At 71.6% G+C, this 16,376-nt stretch carries 16 protein-coding genes; 14 read left to right on the plus strand and 2 right to left on the minus strand.

Annotation, left to right across the window (positions count from 1 at the left end):
- Positions 1-168: 168 nt before the first annotated feature.
- The 14 genes from ACK41C_RS13725 (at position 169) to gspN (ending at position 14,973) form a co-directional block, all read left to right on the plus strand.
- Positions 169-1,644: a hypothetical protein gene (locus tag ACK41C_RS13725; protein WP_409655325.1), complete on the plus strand. Its 1,476-nt coding sequence runs from the start codon at positions 169-171 to the stop codon at positions 1,642-1,644.
- A 73-nt stretch (positions 1,645-1,717) separates the two neighbouring features.
- The gene (locus ACK41C_RS13730; RefSeq protein WP_409655328.1) at positions 1,718-4,297 is read left to right on the plus strand and encodes a TonB-dependent receptor domain-containing protein; all 2,580 of its coding nucleotides are present in this window, start codon (positions 1,718-1,720) and stop codon (positions 4,295-4,297) included.
- A gap of 136 nt (positions 4,298-4,433) precedes the next feature.
- Positions 4,434-5,264: a type II secretion system protein N gene (locus tag ACK41C_RS13735; protein WP_409655330.1), complete on the plus strand. Its 831-nt coding sequence runs from the start codon at positions 4,434-4,436 to the stop codon at positions 5,262-5,264.
- Positions 5,261-7,228 (plus strand): type II secretion system secretin GspD, encoded by a 1,968-nt coding sequence (gene gspD, locus ACK41C_RS13740; protein ID WP_409655332.1) that lies wholly within the window; start codon positions 5,261-5,263, stop codon positions 7,226-7,228. The genes ACK41C_RS13735 and gspD overlap by 4 nt, the downstream gene beginning before the upstream one ends.
- Positions 7,225-8,712 carry a type II secretion system ATPase GspE gene (gspE, locus tag ACK41C_RS13745; RefSeq protein ID WP_409655335.1) on the plus strand — a complete coding sequence of 496 codons (1,488 nt, stop codon included), beginning with the start codon at positions 7,225-7,227 and terminating at the stop codon, positions 8,710-8,712. The genes gspD and gspE overlap by 4 nt, the downstream gene beginning before the upstream one ends.
- On the plus strand, positions 8,699-9,904 hold the full coding sequence (gene gspF, locus ACK41C_RS13750; protein ID WP_409655337.1) for a type II secretion system inner membrane protein GspF: 1,206 nt from the start codon (positions 8,699-8,701) through the stop codon (positions 9,902-9,904). Before gspE ends, gspF begins: the two co-directional genes overlap by 14 nt.
- An 11-nt stretch (positions 9,905-9,915) precedes the next feature.
- Positions 9,916-10,362, plus strand: coding sequence for a type II secretion system major pseudopilin GspG (gene gspG / locus ACK41C_RS13755; protein WP_409655340.1), 447 nt, complete (start codon positions 9,916-9,918; stop codon positions 10,360-10,362).
- The gene (locus ACK41C_RS13760) at positions 10,337-10,819 is read left to right on the plus strand and encodes a GspH/FimT family pseudopilin (protein WP_409655342.1); all 483 of its coding nucleotides are present in this window, start codon (positions 10,337-10,339) and stop codon (positions 10,817-10,819) included. The genes gspG and ACK41C_RS13760 overlap by 26 nt, the downstream gene beginning before the upstream one ends.
- Complete coding sequence (gene gspI / locus ACK41C_RS13765) at positions 10,803-11,168, plus strand: type II secretion system minor pseudopilin GspI (RefSeq protein WP_409655344.1); 366 nt, start codon at positions 10,803-10,805, stop codon at positions 11,166-11,168. The genes ACK41C_RS13760 and gspI overlap by 17 nt, the downstream gene beginning before the upstream one ends.
- Positions 11,165-11,749 (plus strand): type II secretion system minor pseudopilin GspJ, encoded by a 585-nt coding sequence (gspJ, locus tag ACK41C_RS13770; RefSeq protein WP_409655347.1) that lies wholly within the window; start codon positions 11,165-11,167, stop codon positions 11,747-11,749. The genes gspI and gspJ overlap by 4 nt, the downstream gene beginning before the upstream one ends.
- The gene (gene gspK / locus ACK41C_RS13775) at positions 11,746-12,711 is read left to right on the plus strand and encodes a type II secretion system minor pseudopilin GspK (RefSeq protein ID WP_409655350.1); all 966 of its coding nucleotides are present in this window, start codon (positions 11,746-11,748) and stop codon (positions 12,709-12,711) included. The genes gspJ and gspK overlap by 4 nt, the downstream gene beginning before the upstream one ends.
- Positions 12,708-13,820: a type II secretion system protein GspL gene (gene gspL / locus ACK41C_RS13780; protein WP_409655352.1), complete on the plus strand. Its 1,113-nt coding sequence runs from the start codon at positions 12,708-12,710 to the stop codon at positions 13,818-13,820. Before gspK ends, gspL begins: the two co-directional genes overlap by 4 nt.
- Positions 13,817-14,290, plus strand: a complete 474-nt coding sequence (gene gspM / locus ACK41C_RS13785; RefSeq protein WP_409655354.1) for a type II secretion system protein GspM — start codon at positions 13,817-13,819, stop codon at positions 14,288-14,290. The genes gspL and gspM overlap by 4 nt, the downstream gene beginning before the upstream one ends.
- Complete coding sequence (gene gspN, locus ACK41C_RS13790; RefSeq protein WP_409655357.1) at positions 14,287-14,973, plus strand: type II secretion system protein N; 687 nt, start codon at positions 14,287-14,289, stop codon at positions 14,971-14,973. Before gspM ends, gspN begins: the two co-directional genes overlap by 4 nt.
- Here gspN and ACK41C_RS13795 read toward each other — a convergent pair.
- The gene (locus ACK41C_RS13795) at positions 14,970-15,722 is read right to left on the minus strand and encodes a prepilin peptidase (RefSeq protein WP_409655360.1); all 753 of its coding nucleotides are present in this window, start codon (positions 15,720-15,722) and stop codon (positions 14,970-14,972) included. The genes gspN and ACK41C_RS13795 overlap by 4 nt on opposite strands.
- A complete protein-coding gene (locus tag ACK41C_RS13800) occupies positions 15,723-16,253 on the minus strand; it encodes a recombinase family protein (protein WP_409655362.1) in 531 nt (176 codons plus the stop codon).
- Between the last annotated feature and the right edge of the window lie 123 nt (positions 16,254-16,376).

Genomic DNA, 16,376 nt, shown 5'->3' on the forward strand with positions numbered 1-16,376 from the left:
AGCCTGCGTCAGGCCGTCGCAACAAAGCTGTCATCCAAGCGTCGGGTCCCTGTCATACGCCGGGCCTAAAGACCGCGCCGGGCAGGGCGACGGTTCGGGTCGCGACGGGGCAGGGGTCTCGGTCGCGCATGTTCGCCTCGCCAAGGAAACAAGGCGGCGGAGAGCACGATGACCGGCTTCAAGACCCTCAGGGCGCTTCTGATCACTTCGATGAGCGCGTTTGCGCTCGCCGCCTGCGGCGGCGGGGCGGACAACGTGGCCTCGCCGGGCGAAGGCGCCTTCCCGCCGGGCACGGGCGGCGGCGGCGGTACGGGCGGCGGCGGCGGCGGCGGCGGCACCGCGGCGACCGACTGCCCGGCCGGCTTCGCCAATGTCGGCACCATCGCCAACGGCACCCTGCGCGCCTGCCAACTCCCGTCGAAGATCGTCGGCAACCTGGTGGTTCCGGCCCGCGCGGGCACGGCCTATTCGATCAGCGGCCGCGTCGACGTGGGCGACGATCGCGGCGCCGATCCGAACAGCCCGATCCCGGGCTCACAGCAAGGCATCCTGACCATCGAGCCTGGCGTGCGCCTCTATGGCTCGGGCGGCCTGGACTACATCAACGTCCAGCGCGGCAACCAGATCTTCGCCGAGGGCACGGCGTCCAATCCGATCATCTTCACCAGTCGCCAGAACCTCGAAGGCCAGACCGGCGAGGACAGCATCGGCCAGTGGGGCGGCATCGTGATTTCCGGGCGCGCGCCCATCGCCAGCTGCCCGGCCGGCACGACGCCTCCGAACATCAACTGCGTGGCCACCTTCGAGGGCGGCGTCGCCCTCTATGGCGGCAATAGCCCCACCGACAACTCCGGCCGCCTGCGTTATGTCCAGGTTCGCTTCCCCGGCTTCGAGGTGCAGCCGAACCGCGAGCTCAACGGCATCACCCTGAACGGCGTCGGCTCGGGCACTACCATCGAATACGTCCAGGTGCACAACAGCTCCGACGACGGCATCGAGTTCTTTGGCGGCACGGTCAACGCCCGCTACCTGGTCATGACCGGCATCGACGACGACAGCATCGACACCGACGAGGGCTGGCGCGGGGGCATCCAGTTCCTGATCGCCCGCCAGCGCGCCAACGGGGGCGACCGCGTGTTCGAGATGAGCTCGGCGGGCGTCCAGTCGGCGCTCAACTCGCGGCCGATGATCGCCAACTACACCGCCATCGGCTCGGGCCGCACCGGCGCCGGCGACGTGCAGATCCTCAACACTGGCACCGGCGGCCGGTTCATGAACGGGATCCACGTCTCCGCCAATCCGGCGACCGCTTGTCTGGACGTCGACACCGCCTCCACCGTGGCCGCCGCGCCCCGCTGGGACTCGGTGGTTCTCGCCTGCGCCACGGCCTTCCGCAACGACAGCGACGTGGACGGCGCGGCGGCTCAGACGCTGTTCAACGCCGGAACCAACAATGTCGCGAACCACACCTCGACGCTGAACGGCTTCGTCAACGGGGCCAACGAGGCGGCGCGGCCGGCCTTCAACGCCTCGACGGTCAGCTCGTTCTTCGTGAACACCAGCTACATCGGCGCGGTTCGCGATGCGAACGACACCTGGTGGCAGGGCTGGACCTGCGGCCTGGCCAGCGGAAGCAGCTGCTGATGCGGCGGCGGGGCCGGGAGGCCCCGCCATTCCCGCCCGGCGCTCGTGAATTCCCAGAGACGAAGATCCCCACATGAACAAGCTCTTCCGCCCGCTCTCGGGGCTGCTGCTTTGCACCACCGCGCTCTTCGCGCCCGCCCTGGCCTGCGCCCAGGAGGTCGAGGTCGAGGAGCTGCTGGTCCGCGGCCGGTTCATTCCGGACGTGATGCGCGAAACTTCCGAGGTGGTTTCGGTCGTCACCAGCGAAGACCTGGCGCGCCAGGGCGACGGCACCGCGGCCGAGGCCCTGACCCGCCTGGCGGGCCTGAGCCTCGTCAGCGGACGCTTCGTCTATGTGCGGGGGCTGGGCGAGCGCTATTCCTCGGCCCTGCTGAACGGTTCGCCCCTGCCGAGCCCGGAGCCCTTGCAGCGGGTGGTGCCGCTTGACCTCTTCCCGTCCAGCGTGCTCGCCGGCGTCAATGTCCAGAAGACTTTCTCGGCCAAGAACCCCGGCGAGTTCGGCGGCGGCCTGATCGACCTGCGCACCGTCGCGGTCCCTGACGAGCCCTTCTTCTCGATCAGCGCCAGCGTCGGGGCCAATGACGAGACCACGCTGAAGCGCGGCCTGACCCATTACGGCGGCGATTGGGACTTCACCGGCGTCGACGACGGCACGCGCGAAATGCCGCTACTGCTGCGCCAGGCGATCGCGACGGGCAAGCGCGTCGACTCCTCGAACTTCGACAGCGCCCAGCTGACAGCCATCGGCCGCAGCTTCCAGAACGCCAACATCAACCTGCTGCAGTCGACCAACGACGTGCCGTTCAACGGCGGGTTCAGCGTCTCGGGCGGGCGCTCCTTCGTATTCGACTGGGCGACGCTCGGCGCCGTGGCGGTGGTCGGCTACGACAACAGCTGGCACACGCGCCGCGCGGTCCAGCAGGAGGGCGTGGTCAGCCTCGACCGGTTGTCCGTCACGGAGGACATGTTCTCCGACTCCACCCAGAACGACGTCACGCTCAACGCGCTCACCAGCGTGGCGCTCGACCTGGACGGTCATACCTTCAAGTGGACGAACTTCTACGTCCGCAACGTCACCAAGGAGACGCGGTCGGTCGAGGGCGAGAGCAGCCGGGCCAGCAACTTCGTCCGCGACGACTACACCGCCTGGTACCAGCGTGAGCTGATCAACACCCAGCTGACTGGCGAGCACCGGTTCGGCGATCTGCAGATCGACTGGCGGGGATCCTATGCGCGCACCGAGCGCGACGCCCCCTACGAGCGCCAGGTCCGCTACCGCAAGGTGGGTGGTGTCTATTACCACAACCCCCAGTCGGACGCGAACTTCATCCGGTTCAGCGAGCTGGAGGACAAGGCTTCCGGCTTCGGGGTCGACCTGAACTACCGCCTGGCCAATCCGTGGATCGCCGACTTCACCGTCTCGGCCGGCTACGCCTGGCTGGACAACGAACGCTATTCCGACCAGCGCGTCTTCCGCTTCATTATGGACTTCACCCCGTCGCTGGCCTTCCAGACCCAGCGGGTGGACTTCCTCTATTCGGACTTCAACATCGGCCCGGACGGCCTGATCCTGCGGGAAGTCACCGGTTCGGAAGGCGCCGCCGCCTATGAAGCGAGCCTGACCACCCACGCCTTCTACCTCCAGGCCGAGGGCGAGATCTATCCGGCCGTACGGGCCACTCTCGGCGCCCGCTTCGAGAGCGGCGAGCAGTCGGTGCAGGCGATCGACCTGTTCTCGGCCAACCGGCTGGAAGGGCGCACCCTGAAGAACGACTACCTGTTGCCCGCCCTGACGGTGACCTGGAATTTCGCCGAGGATCAGCAGCTGCGTCTGGGCGTCTCCAAGACGATCGCCCGGCCCCAGTTCCGGGAACAGGCTCCGCAGCTCTATCTCGACCCGGAATCCGACCGCCTGTTCATCGGCAACCCCTACCTGCAGGATTCCGAGCTGCTGAACGTCGACCTGCGCTACGAGCGCTACTTCGACCGCGGTCAGTTCGTCACCCTCGGCGTGTTCTACAAGGACATCGACAAGCCCATCGAGTCGGTGGTGAACGAGTCCGGCTCGGGCTTGCAGCAGAGCTTCCTGAACGCGCCGCGGGCGGTGCTCTACGGGGCCGAGGCGGAGTTCAAGAAGTACTTCGAGCCGGAGTTCGGGATCGCGATCCTGGACGACAAGCGCTGGCTGCTGGGGGCCAACTACACCTACACCAAGGCCGAGGTGGTGGTGGAGGACGGCGACGTGGTCTTCCCGCGCACCGGCCTCGGCCAGCCGGCGCCGGCCCGCAACTTCGTGATCGACGGCAGCCGCCTGCAAGGCCAGTCGGAGCATCTGGCCAACCTGCAGTTCGGCTTCGAAACCCTGGACGGCGCCACCCAGGCGACCGTGCTGGTGAACTACGCCAGTGAGCGGACCACCGCCCGCGGCCAGGCCGGCGCGCCGGACTTCGTGCAGGATCCGGGGGTGCTGGTCGACCTCACCGTGCGGCGCAAGCTTGAGGTGTGGGGGATGGACTACACCCTGAGCTTCGAGGCGCGGAACCTGCTGGGCGAGGAATTCGACGAGTCGCAGAAGCGTAACGGCGACAAGATCCGGCTGAACAATTACGAGCTCGGCCGGTCCTTCTCGCTCGGCCTGAGCGCCCGATTCTGACGGATGCGGGCGGGCGCGTTCGAGGGGCCGGCGCGGCGTCACAATAGTGTCGCCCAAGCTACACGCCAGCGTCGCCCGCCCGTCATATAGCCCCACCCGACGCCGCATTCGGGGGCGTTTCGGGGACAGAACGCAGATGTTGCGCGCGCTTCAGGACCGGAGCTGGACCGCCTGGCGGCCGCCCCTCGGGGCGGTGGTCCGGTGGGCGGAGATCGGCCTCGTCCTGATCCTCGCCTGGCAGGCGGCGCGGCTGGTCTGGATCGTCCTCGCCCCCGCCGGGCCGCTGGGCGCGGCGACCGTGGCCGCCAAGCCTGCACCCCAACCAGATTATGCGGTCTTCGCCCGGTTCGACCCCTTCTTCCGCAACCTCGACGCCGGGGCTGCGCCGGCCGCCTCGGCGCCGGGCGGCCTCGCCCTCTACGGAGTGCGCGCCGACGGGCGCGGTGGCGGTTCGGCGATCATCGGCGCGGCCGACGGGAGCCAGGCGAGCTACGCCCTGGGCGAAGACCTCGGCGGCGGGCTGATGCTGACCGCGATCGCCGCCGACCATGTGATCCTGACCCGCGGCGGCGGCCGCACCCGGCTGGAGTTCGTCGCCGGCGAAGCGCCGCCGCCTCCGCCCCCGCCAACCTTCGGCGCCGTACTGCCGGCCGCCACGCCGGGCGCTTCCGCCGCCCCGGGGCTCGACCCTCGGCAGTTCCTCGCCGCCGCCGCCCTGACGCCGGAGAGCCGCGACGGCCGCGTCGTCGGCTATCGGGTGATGAGCCGCGCCCGCGGCGGCGGAGCCTTGCGCGAGGCCGGCCTCCAGGAGGGCGACCTCGTGCTCGCCATCGACGGCTCGCCGCTCAACCCCGAGCGGATGAGCGAGCTTCCCGACCTGCTGGCCGCCGCCCAAGGCGAGGTGGAGGTCCGCTTCGAGCGGAACGGCCAGCCCATGACCACCCGCCTGCGTACGGTGACCCGTTGAAACGCCTTCTCCCCCTTGTGCTGAGCGCGGCCCTGGCCCTCCACGCCCCGGCGGCCGCCCAGGAGCAGGTGCTGAACCTGCGCGACGCGGACATCCGCGCGTTCATCCAGGACGTGGCGCGCGCCACCGGCCAGACCTTCATCATCGATCCGCGCGTCCAGGGCCGTGTCACCGTGGCGAGCCAGGAGGCCCTGTCGCGCGCCGAGCTCTTCGAGGTGATGCTCTCGACCCTTCGGGCCAACGGCCTGGTGGCGATCCCCACCGGGACCGGCGGCTACCGCATCGCGCCGGAGGAGGGGGCGGCCCAGCAACCGGCCAGCGCCGGGACCTCCGGCGGCTACGGCTTCGCCACCCAGGTCTTCCGCCTGCGCACCCTGGAGGCCGAGGCCGCGGCCGAGACCCTGAAGCCCCTGGTCGGCCGCCAGGGCGTGGTGCTGCCCAGCCGCCGCGGCAATCTGCTGATCGTCGCCGACTACGCCGACAACCTACGCCGGATCGGCGCCCTGCTGGCCCAGGTCGATCAGGAGCGCGGGATCACCGAGACCGTCAGCCTCCGCGCCAGCTCCGCCCGCGAGATCGGCAAGGTGATCGACGATCTTCTGAAAGGCCCCGGCGCGCCGGCCGACGCCCGCAACGGCGTGGTCTCGGTGGTGGTGGTGGAAAGCAGCAACTCCCTGCTGATGCGGGGCGATGCGGCCGCCGTCCGTCCGCTGCTGGCCATGATCGAAGACCTCGACCGCCGGGCGGAGGAAAGCAGCGACATTCGCGTGGTGCACCTGCAGCACGCCAACGCCGACCAACTCCTGCCGGTGCTCCAGCAACTCGTCGGCCAGACGCCGGCGAGCGGGGAGGGCGCGCAGGCCCCGCCGGCGCCCGCGACCTCCGACAACGGCCGCCGGGCCAGCATCGCCCGCTTCGCCGGCGCCAACGCCATCGTCGTCTCCGCCGACCCGGACACCCAGCGGATGCTGGCCGAAGTGATCCGCCAGCTCGACGTCCGTCGCCGTCAGGTTCTGGTGGAGGCCATCGTGGTGGAGGTCTCCGACGACACCGCCAAGCGCCTGGGCGTCCAGTTCGCCCTGGCGGGGATCAACAATTCCAGCGTCCCGTTCGCGGCGACCAACTATTCCAACGCCGCGCCGAACCTGATGGCCCTGGCCGGCGCCGCGGCCGGGGAAAAGAACCTGCCGGCCGACTCCGCGGCCCTCGACTCCCTGCGCGACACCGCCATTCGGTCCCTGCTCGGCGCCAGCGGCGCTCTGATCGGCGGCGCCGGCCAGATCGGCGACGACGCCCTCTTCGCTTTCATCGTGAACGCGGTGAAGAGCGACACGGCCTCGAACCTGCTCTCCACCCCCTCGATCCTCACCCAGGACAACCAGCAGGCCACCATCCTGGTCGGTCAGGAGGTGCCGATCACCACCGGCGAGGTGCTGGGCGCCAACAATTCCAACCCCTTCCGGACCATCCAGCGCCAGAACGTCGGCGTGCAGCTTGAGGTGAAGCCGCAGATCAACGCCGACGGCGAGATCACCCTCTTCCTGCGCCAGGAAGTCTCCAGCGTGGCCGGGCCGGTCACCAGCAATTCCGCCGAGCTGGTCTTCAACAAGCGAGAGATCGAGACCACGGTCAGCGTTGACGACGGCGACATCGTGGTGCTGGGCGGGCTGCTCGACCAGAACGAACGGCTCTCGGTGGAGCGCACGCCCCTGCTGGGCGACGCCCCGGTGATCGGCAACCTCTTCAAGAGCACCTCGCGCCAGGGCGGCAAGACCAACCTCATGGTCTTCATCCGGCCGACCATCGTGCGCAGCGCCGCCGAGGCCCGCGCCATGACCGCACCGCGCTATGGCTACATGCGCGACCTGGAGCGCGCCGCCAGCCGCGACGGCATCAGCCAGCTCGACCGCCTGGTGCGGGAATACATGCAGGCCGCGCCGCCGGCGCCGCAGGCCGCGCCATGACCGCCGAGGAGCCCCTGCGCCTGGCCTACGCCTTCGCCAAGCACGAGGGCGTGCTGCTGCTGGACCTGGACGAAATCGCGCTGGTGGGTCTGCGCGAGGGCGCAGATCCGCTCGCCCTCACGGAGGTGCGCCGCGCCCTGCGCCGGCCCCTGAAGGTCCAGCCCCTGTCGCGGGCGGAGTTCGACCGACGCCTGTCGGAGGCCTACGCGGGCGAGGGGCTGACCAACGGCGCCGAGGACATCGACCTGCCCGGCGGTCTCGAGGGCCTGGCCGAGGAGATCCCCGCCGCCGCCGACCTCCTGGACACCGCCGACGACGCCCCGATCATCCGCCTGATCAACGGCCTGATCGCCGAAGCCGCCCGGCAAGGCGCCTCCGACATCCACATCGAGCCGTTCGAGACGGCGCTCACCGTCCGCCTCCGGATCGACGGGGTGATGGGCGAGGTGCTGTCGCTCTCGCCTCGCCTCGCCCCCCTGATCGTCAGCCGGGTGAAGGTGATGGCCCGGCTCGACATCGCCGAGAAGCGCGTGCCGCAGGACGGCCGCATCGCCCTGGCCCTGGGCGGCCGCTCGCTCGACGTGCGGGTTTCGACCCTGCCGTCCCGGGCGGGCGAGCGGGTGGTGATGCGGATCCTCGACCAGAGCCAGGCCGGGCTGGCGCTGGAGGAGCTGGGCATGACGCCGGCGGTGCTCTCGATGTTCCGCGCCGCCCTCCGCGAGCCGAACGGCATCGTGCTGGTCACCGGCCCCACGGGGTCCGGCAAGACCACCAGCCTCTATGCGGGCCTTTCCCTTCTGAACGACGCCTCGTGCAACATCCTGACGGTGGAGGACCCGGTCGAATACGCTGTCACCGGGATCGGCCAGACCCAGGTCAACCCCAAGGTCGGCATGACCTTCGCCGCGGGCTTGCGCGCCATCCTGCGCCAGGACCCCGACGTGGTGATGGTGGGCGAGATCCGCGACGTCGAGACCGCCCAGATCGCCGTGCAGGCGAGCCTCACCGGTCACCTCGTCCTTTCCACCGTGCACACCAACGACGCCGCCGGCGCGATCACCCGCCTGCGGGACATGGGGGTGGAGCCGTTCCTGCTGGCCTCGACCCTGCGGCTGATCATGGCCCAACGGCTGGTGCGGCGGCTATGCCCGCACTGCCGCCGCCAGGAGGCCGCCGACGCCGCCACGGCGCGGCTCGTCGGCCTGGAGCCCGGCGCGTCGGTCTTCCGCGCCGTCGGCTGCCCCGCCTGCAGCCATACCGGCTATGCCGGCCGCATCGGCGTCTATGAAGCGATCCGCATCGACGAGCGCATCCGCCGGCTGATCGGTGAGGAGGCCGACGAAGCGGCCATCGCCGAACTCGCCTTCGCCGATGCGCCCACCCTGGCCGAGCAGGCGCGCGCCTATGTCGCCCAGGGGCTCACCACCGTCGAGGAGGCGGTGCGGGTCACCCGCCAGGAGAGCGCCGAACATGTCGGCGTTTGAGTACCATGCGCTGGACGCCGCCGGCCGCGCCCGCCGGGGCGTGCTGACCGCGCCCACTTCCCAAGCCGCCCGCCAGGAGCTGGAGAGCCGCAGGCTCACGCCGCTCCGCCTGGAGCCGGCGAGGGAAGGCGCGCGCGCGCGCGGCCTGCTCGCCCCGCGGCTGAACCCCAAGGCCCTGACCCTCGTCACCCGCCAGCTCGCCACCCTGGTCGCGGTCTCGCCGCTGGAAGAGGCGCTGCGCACCATCGCCCTGCAGTCCGACCGCCCCGCGGCGCGCCAGGTGCTCGCCAACGTCCACGCCGCGGTGCTGGAAGGGCAGAGGCTGTCGTCGGCGATGGGGCGCGAACCGCGCTCCTTCCCGCCGCTCTATCGGGCGATGGTCGCCGCCGGCGAGAGTTCCGGCGCCTTGCCCGCCATCCTGGAGCGCCAGGCGGACCTTTTGGAGAAGCAGCAGCAGGCGCGGGGCAAGATCGTCACCGCGCTGGTCTATCCCGCCGCGCTCGCGACCGTCGCCGTGCTCGTGGTCATGGCTTTGATGGCCTTCGTCGTGCCCAAGGTGGTCGAGCAGTTCGATTCCATGGGCCAGACCCTGCCGCTGCTGACGCGGATCGTCATCGGCCTTTCCACCGCGATCCGCGACTTCGGCTGGCTCCTGGCGCTCGTCCTGATCGCCGGCGGCGCAGCCTTCGCCTTCGCCCTGCGGCGGCCGGCGTTCCGCTACCGGGTGGACGGCGCGATCCTGCGCCTGCCGATCGTCGGCAAGCTTGTGCGCGACCTGCACGCCGCGAGCCTCGCGCGCACGCTGGCCACCATGATCGCCGGGGGGCTGCCGGTCCTGGAGGGCCTGACCACCACGGCGCCCACCATCCACAACCGCGTGCTGCGCGCGGCGACGCAGGAGATGGCCGCCACCATCCGCGAGGGCGGCGCGCTGTCGACCGCCATGCGCCGGGCCGAGGTCTTCCCGCCGCTCCTCATCTACATGACCGCCGGCGGCGAGAGCAGCGGCCGGGTGGAGCTGATGCTGGAGCGCGCCGCCGACTATCTCGAACGCGAGTTCAACACCTTCACGGCCGTGGCGCTGAGCCTGCTGGAGCCGGCGATCATCGTCGTCATGGGCGCGATCGTCGCCCTGATCGTGCTCTCGATCCTGCTGCCGATCCTCCAGATCAACACCCTGGCCCTGCACTGATGGAGCTTCCCATGACCCCGCGCGCGCAAGGCCGCCGCCCCAAGGGCGAAGACGGTTTCACCCTGCTGGAGCTGATGGTGGTGATCGTCATCCTCGGCCTGCTGGCCACCGTGGTGATGATCAATGTCCTGCCGAGCCAGGACCGGGCCATGCGCGAGAAGGCCCGCGCCGACGTCGCGGTGCTGGAACAGGCCATCGAAGCCTATCGCCTGGACAACCTGGCCTTCCCGACCACCGAGCAGGGTCTGAAGGCGCTGGTCAGCCCGCCGACCGGCCTGGCGCGCGCCGACCGCTATCGTGAGGGCGGCTACATCCGGCGCCTTCCGCAGGATCCGTGGGGCAATCCCTACCAGTACGCCCTGCCGGGCGAGCACGGGCGGTTCGACGTCTATTCCTTCGGCGCCGACGGGGCCAAGGGCGGCGAGGGCGAGAATGCCGACATCGGCAACTGGAGCTAGGCCCCGCGCCGAACAGGGCTTCACCCTGGTGGAGCTGATGGTCTGCCTGGCCATCGTCGGCCTGTTGGCCGGCGCCGTGGTGCTGACCGTACCCGACCCCCGGCCGCGGCTGTCGGACGAGGCCGAGCGCCTGGCCGTGCGGCTGACGCGGGCGCGGGAGGAGGCGGTGCTGACCAACCGCGCCGTCGAGGCGGCGCTGGACGCCCGCGGCTACCGCTTCCGCAGCCAAACCCGCGGCGGCTGGGCCGACTTCGAGGAACCTCCCTTCGAGGCCCAGGCCTGGAGCGAGGGCGTGACGGCGGCCGTCGCAAGCGCCGACGGCTCGGCGACCGTGCGCTTCGACGCCACCGGCGGAGCGGGCCCGGTCCGCATCTTGCTCAGTCGCGAGGGCCGGGAGGCGGGGCTCTCCGTCGACGAGGCGGGCAATGTCCGGATCGACCATGCGCCCGGCCGCTGACCCGAACGGCTTCACCCTGCTGGAGCTGATGGTGGCCCTGGCGGTCTTCGGCCTGGCGGCCATGGCGCTCCTGAACCTCGCGGGCGAGAACACCCGCACAGCCGCTTCCGTCGAGACGCGGGCCTTCGCCGCCGTGGTGGCCGAGAACCGGGCGATCGAGGCCCTGACCGATCCGGCGCCGCCAGCAATCGGCACGATCGAGGGCGTGGAGCCGCTCGCCGGGCGCGATTGGCGTTGGACGCGGCAGGCGGCCCGCACCGACGATCCCGAGATCCTGCGCATCGAGGTGCGGGTGTTGGACGGCGCCCGCACGGCCGCCGAGCTGACCGTCTTCCGGGTGTCGCGATGAAGGGCTTCACCCTGGTCGAGATGCTGGTGGCCCTGTTCGTCTTCGCCCTGCTGGCGGCGGCGGGGGTGGCGATGATGGGGTTCGCCGCCGACAACCAGGCGGCCGTCCGCGGCCGTATGGATCGACTGGCGGATTTCCAGCGGGCGCGGGCCCTGCTGAAGGCCGATCTGGAGCAGGCCGCCGTTCGGCGCACGCGCGACCCGGCTGGTGCGGCGGCGCGGGACGCCTTCATGGGCGCCGATCCGAAATCCGGCGCGCTGCTGGCCTTCGTGCGCCGCGGTTGGGACAATCCCGACGCCGCGCCCCGGGCCTCGCTGCAATATGTCGAATACCGGGTCACCGAAGGCCGGTTGGAGCGCCGCGCCCGCCCGGCTCTGGACGGCGCGCCGCTCGGCGACGCGCAGGTGCTGGTCGACGGCGTCGAGACCGCCCAGGTCGAGTTCTATGCGCAGGGCGCCTGGCGGCCGACCTGGACCACCTCGGGCGAGGTGGCCCTGCCGCAGGTGGTTCGCCTGGACCTGACGCTGAGATCCATCGGCGAGGTGCGCCAGCTCTTCCTGCTGCCGGGAGGCGCCTCGTGAACCGGCCGGGGGAGGAGGGGATTGCGCTGCTGACCGTGCTGCTGCTGGTGGCGGTGCTGTCCACCCTGGCGGTGGGGATGCTGGACGACATCCGCTTCGGCCTGCGTCGCCAGTCCAACGCCGAGACCACCGCCCAGGCGCGCTGGTACGCCATTGGGGCCGAATCCCTGACGGCCGTCCAGCTCGCCAGGCTGACGGAAACCGACGCCCTGAAGCGCGCGGAGTGGAACGGCCGGGTCTTTCGATTCCCCATTGAGGGCGGGGCGATCCAGGCGCGCCTTCGCGACGGCACGACCTGCTTCAACCTGAACAGCGTGGTCGAGGGCGCGGGCGAGGTGCTGCGCCGGCGCGAGCGGGGCGCGGCCCAGTTGCAGGCGCTCCTGATCGCCCTCGACGTCGCGCCGCGCCAGGCCGAGATGCTGACGGCGGCCCTGATCGACTGGATCGACAGCGACCAGATGCGCGAGGCCGGCGGCGCCGAAGACGAAGCCTATGGTCGAGGCCCGCGGCCCTATCGCACGGGCGGGACCCTGCTGGCCGAGACGAGCGAGCTTCGCGCGATCCAGGGTTTCGACGCCCAGACCTATGCACGGCTCAGGCCCCATGTCTGCGCCCTTCCGAGCCCGGAGCTCTCCCCGATCAACATCAACGGCCTCGCCGAGGCCGATGCGCCGCTGATCGCCATGCTGACCGACGGCGCGGTTTCGCCCGCCGCCGCCCGCCAACTGATCGCCGAGCGCCCGCCCGCCGGCTGGAGCGCCGCCGGGTTCTGGGACGCGGTGAAGCGCAGAAGCGACCTGCCGCCGAGCGTCGACCCCGGCCAGATCGCCGTGACGCCGCGGTTCTTCGTGCTGGAGACCGAGGTCGCCTATCTCGACGCCGAGGTTTCGGCGAGCGCCTTGTTCGAAGACCGGGCCGGCCGCCTGCGGCTGGCCGCCCGTCGCTGGACCCCCGAAGAATGACCCGAACCCGCATCATATTCGCCCCACGCGCGCCGGCCGATCCGCCGACCTACTGGCTGCTCGGCCCCCTGGGGGAAGTGGCCGAGCGCGGCGAGCTGCCTGTGGGCGCCGCCGCGCCGCCGGACGTGCGCGACGTCCTGGTGGTCCCCGGCGAGGAGGTCGCCTCCCGCTGGCTGAAGCTGCCGGTCGGCCATCAGCGCCAGGCGCGCGCGGCCGCCGCCCTGATGCTGGCCGACCGACAGGCCCTGGCCGCCGAAGACCTGCATGTCGCTGTCGGCTCTGCGGAAGCCGATGGCCATCGCCTGGTGCTCGCCATATCGCGCGGGGCGCTGCAGGGGCGGCTGGCGGCCGCGGCGCTGCACGGCGTCCGGCCCGTCGCAGCCCTGCCGGACTATCTGCTGCTCGCAGAGCCCGAGGCGGAGGGAGCGGTCTCGACGGCCGCCTTCGGCCCGATCCTGGCCGCCCGCGGACGTCGTTTCGCCGCCGGCCTGGAACCTGAACTCGCCGAGGTGGTGCTGCACGGACGGGAGGTGCAACGGATCGAGGAGCGGGCGTTGGAAGCCATGGCGCGCCAGGCTTGCGCTGCGCCGCCCGTGGATCTGCTGCAGGGCGAGTTCGCGCCCGGCGGAAGGCTGGAGATCGCGCCGTCGCGCCGCCGCCGGCTCCTCGCACTGGCCGCGCTCGCGCTGCTCAGCCCCGTGATCCTGTTCGCCGCCCAGGCCCTGCGTCACGACCTGGCCGCCCGCCGGCTGGAAGCCGAGACCGCCGCCAAGGTCGCGGCCGTGCTGCCCAAAGGAACGTCCGTGCAGGACCCTCTCCGTCAGGCGGCCGAGCGCCTGGCCCGAGCGGAGCTGGCGACCGGGGGCGGGCCGGCCGGATTGGCGGCGCGTTTCTTTACGGCCCTCGAAGGCCTGGAGGGCGTGCAGCTCGAAAGCCTGATCCTGGACCCAGGCGGCGGGCTGCGGGCGCAGATCCTCTGCCTCAACGCCTCCGATCTCGAGCTGCTTCGGACGGCCCTGCGTCGGGACGGCGTGGCGCTGCGCGAGGCGGGGGTTCGCGAAGCCGGCGGCGGGGTGCTGGCCGACGTCATCGTGGGGACGCGCGGATGAGAGCTTGGTGGGACGAAAGATCGCCGCGCGAGCGGGTGCTGCTTGCGGTGATGGCCGGAGGGCTGCTGCTCTTCGCCCTGTGGTTCGCCGTGGCCGCGCCGCTGCTGGCGGCGGGCCGTGCGGCCGAGGCGCGCCATGCCCGCGCGGTCGAGACCCGGACCGGCGTCGACCGGGCGCTGGCCGAGCTCGCGCGCCTGAAGCCCCCGCCGGAGCCGGCCTCGGCCGGCCGGGCCCTCCAGGCGGTGGTGAGCGAGACTGCCGCCGCTGGCGGCGTGGAGATCGCTCGCATCGAGCCCGATCCGGCCGGCGGCCTGCGCGTCGCCGTAGCCTCGGCGGCGCCCGCGGCCCTGTTTCCCTGGCTGGCGCTGTTGCAGCGGGAACATGGGGTGGCGCTCGAACACCTCAGCGTGATGAAGAACGAGACCGGCGGCCTGGCCCTCGACGCCACCCTGAAGCGGGTCGGTTCGTGAGCCGCCGCGCCCTGATCGCACTCTTCGCCCTGGCCTTCCTCGTAGCGCTGGCGGCGACGGCGCCGCTCTCGGTCGCTCTGGCCGTAAGCGGAGCGCCGGCTCGCGGGCTGTCGGCGCAGACGGTCAGCGGCGGCGTCTGGCGCGGCGAACTTCGCGGAGCGGCTTTCGGAGGTCTGCCGTTGGGCGACCTGCGTGTCGGCCTTGATCCTTTGAGCCTTGTCGTCGGCCGCGCCAGCCTCTGGTTCGAAGGCGAGACCTCCGCCGCGCCGAAGGGGCGGCTGCAGGCGACGCGGTCGGGTCTGTCCCTTCACAAGCTGAACGGCGCGGTTCCGGTGGAGCGCGTGCTGACGGGTCTGCCCCTCGAAGGGCGTCTGGTCTTCCAGGACGCGCGGGTCGCCTTTTCCGGCGGCGCCTGTCGAGAGGCCGGGGGCCGCGTGGCGCTGAGGGGCGTCCCTGTCGGCGGGCTGGGCGTCGAACTGGAGGCCGACGGGCCCCTTGCCTGCGTAAATCAAGACCTGGTCGCCGCCCTGACGGGGCCGGTCGTTTCGGTGGAGGTGCGGATTGCCGGTGACGGCGGCTACCGGGCGCGGACGACTGTCCAGGCGGCCGATGCGGCGATCCGGGGTTTCGAACGGACCGCGACGGGACAGGTCCGCACCGACGAAGGCCGAATCGGCCGCTAGAACCGCCCCAGCGGGCCATAGAGCCAGGCGAGCCATGTCCCGATGGCGAGGAACACGCCGAAGGGCAGGCGTGCGTCCAGGGCCAGCCGGCGGCCGAAGAGGGCGCTCGCCGCCGCCAGGCTGAGGCCGGCCAGGCAGGCCCAGACGAGCACGGTCGGCAGGGCCGCCCAGCCGGTCCAGGCGCCGGCGCCGGCGAGGAACCAGGGATCGCCGCCGCCTAGTCCTTCGCGGCCGCGGATGCGGCGGTAGCCTTCGCCGATCAGGGCCAGGGCCGCAAAGCCCGCCGCCGCGCCGATCGCGCTGTCGCGGAGGGCTTCCAGGCCCTGCGGAAGGGCGGCGGCCAGCCCCGATCCGATCAGGCCGAGCGTGAGCGCCCGCGGAAGCCAGAAGTGCTCGGCGTCAAGGACCGCCAGCAGCAGGAGTTGCCAGCCGAGCAGGGCGCCGGCCAGGCCGAGCCATCCCGGCTGAGCCAGCCCCGCCCAGACCCCGATGGCGGCACAGCCGGCCTCCAGCGCCGGGTAGCGCCGGGGGATCTGTGCGCCGCAGGTGCGGCACCGGCCGCGGAGCAGGAGAAAGCTCGCCAGCGGAACGAGATCGGCCACGCCGAGCCGCCGCCCGCAGGCGGCGCAGGCCGAGCGCGAGGCCGCCACGGGCGCGCCTTGCGGCAGGCGCAGGGACATAAGCCCGAGGAAGCTCCCCACCGCCAGCCCCGCAAGGCCTTGATAGAGCGGCCAGACCAGGTCCGGCATCTAGCGGCCCACGATCTGCCAGACCTCGTCCGGCGTGGCTTGGAACAGGAGCCCGATGGCGCGGGGCGAGGCGCCCTCGGCATAGAGCTTGCGGGCGTAGTCCACCTGATAGTTGGTGAGCTCGAGCCGCCGGCCGGCCGCGCCCCGGCGGCGGCGGTACGCTTTCTCGCCCACCGGGCGTCGGGTCTCGTGCTCCGCCAGGAGCGAGACCAGCGCCACGACGGGATCTTCGGGGGCTAGCAGCGTCTCGTCGTCCTCGGCCGCCACGACCCGCACGCCGACACCGATCTGGAAGAGGTTGCGCAGCAGAACCGCCAGTTCGCCGGTGGTCTTGTCGAAGACGTCGAGGCTTTGGACCACGACCTCGTCGCCGCGCTTGAGGGTCAGCAGCAGGCGGTGGAGCCGCCGGCGGACATCCGGCGTCATCCGTTCTTCCTGGGCGATGACGCTGCAGGCCCGGGCCGCGAGAAGGGCCCGCTGGACGTCCGGCGGCGGCAGGTGCGGTCCCTCCAGGATGACGCCCAGACGCATCGCCTGCCCTTCGATTCGCTCGCGCCGCCGACAGTCCGGACGGCGCGTGCACCTATGTCGGGCTCACGTGACGGTTACATGAAGCTTTCGTGAGGAGTGGGCGACGCCCGCGAAGCCTTGTCG

Origin of the sequence: Phenylobacterium sp. (genome assembly GCF_046290725.1) — a bacterium.
In the GTDB taxonomy this organism is placed as follows: Bacteria; Pseudomonadota; Alphaproteobacteria; order Caulobacterales; family Caulobacteraceae; genus Phenylobacterium.

Coding starts and splice junctions, on each gene's coding strand:
- gspM (WP_409655354.1), top strand. CDS start 13,817: ATGAGAGCTTGGTGGGACGAAAGATCGCCGCGCGAGCGGGTGCTGCTT.
- ACK41C_RS13735 (WP_409655330.1), top strand. CDS start 4,434: ATGTTGCGCGCGCTTCAGGACCGGAGCTGGACCGCCTGGCGGCCGCCC.
- ACK41C_RS13725 (WP_409655325.1), top strand. CDS start 169: ATGACCGGCTTCAAGACCCTCAGGGCGCTTCTGATCACTTCGATGAGC.
- gspG (WP_409655340.1), top strand. CDS start 9,916: ATGACCCCGCGCGCGCAAGGCCGCCGCCCCAAGGGCGAAGACGGTTTC.
- ACK41C_RS13795 (WP_409655360.1), bottom strand. CDS start 15,722: ATGCCGGACCTGGTCTGGCCGCTCTATCAAGGCCTTGCGGGGCTGGCG.
- gspI (WP_409655344.1), top strand. CDS start 10,803: ATGCGCCCGGCCGCTGACCCGAACGGCTTCACCCTGCTGGAGCTGATG.
- ACK41C_RS13760 (WP_409655342.1), top strand. CDS start 10,337: ATGCCGACATCGGCAACTGGAGCTAGGCCCCGCGCCGAACAGGGCTTC.
- ACK41C_RS13800 (WP_409655362.1), bottom strand. CDS start 16,253: ATGCGTCTGGGCGTCATCCTGGAGGGACCGCACCTGCCGCCGCCGGAC.
- ACK41C_RS13730 (WP_409655328.1), top strand. CDS start 1,718: ATGAACAAGCTCTTCCGCCCGCTCTCGGGGCTGCTGCTTTGCACCACC.
- gspJ (WP_409655347.1), top strand. CDS start 11,165: ATGAAGGGCTTCACCCTGGTCGAGATGCTGGTGGCCCTGTTCGTCTTC.
- gspL (WP_409655352.1), top strand. CDS start 12,708: ATGACCCGAACCCGCATCATATTCGCCCCACGCGCGCCGGCCGATCCG.
- gspE (WP_409655335.1), top strand. CDS start 7,225: ATGACCGCCGAGGAGCCCCTGCGCCTGGCCTACGCCTTCGCCAAGCAC.
- gspF (WP_409655337.1), top strand. CDS start 8,699: ATGTCGGCGTTTGAGTACCATGCGCTGGACGCCGCCGGCCGCGCCCGC.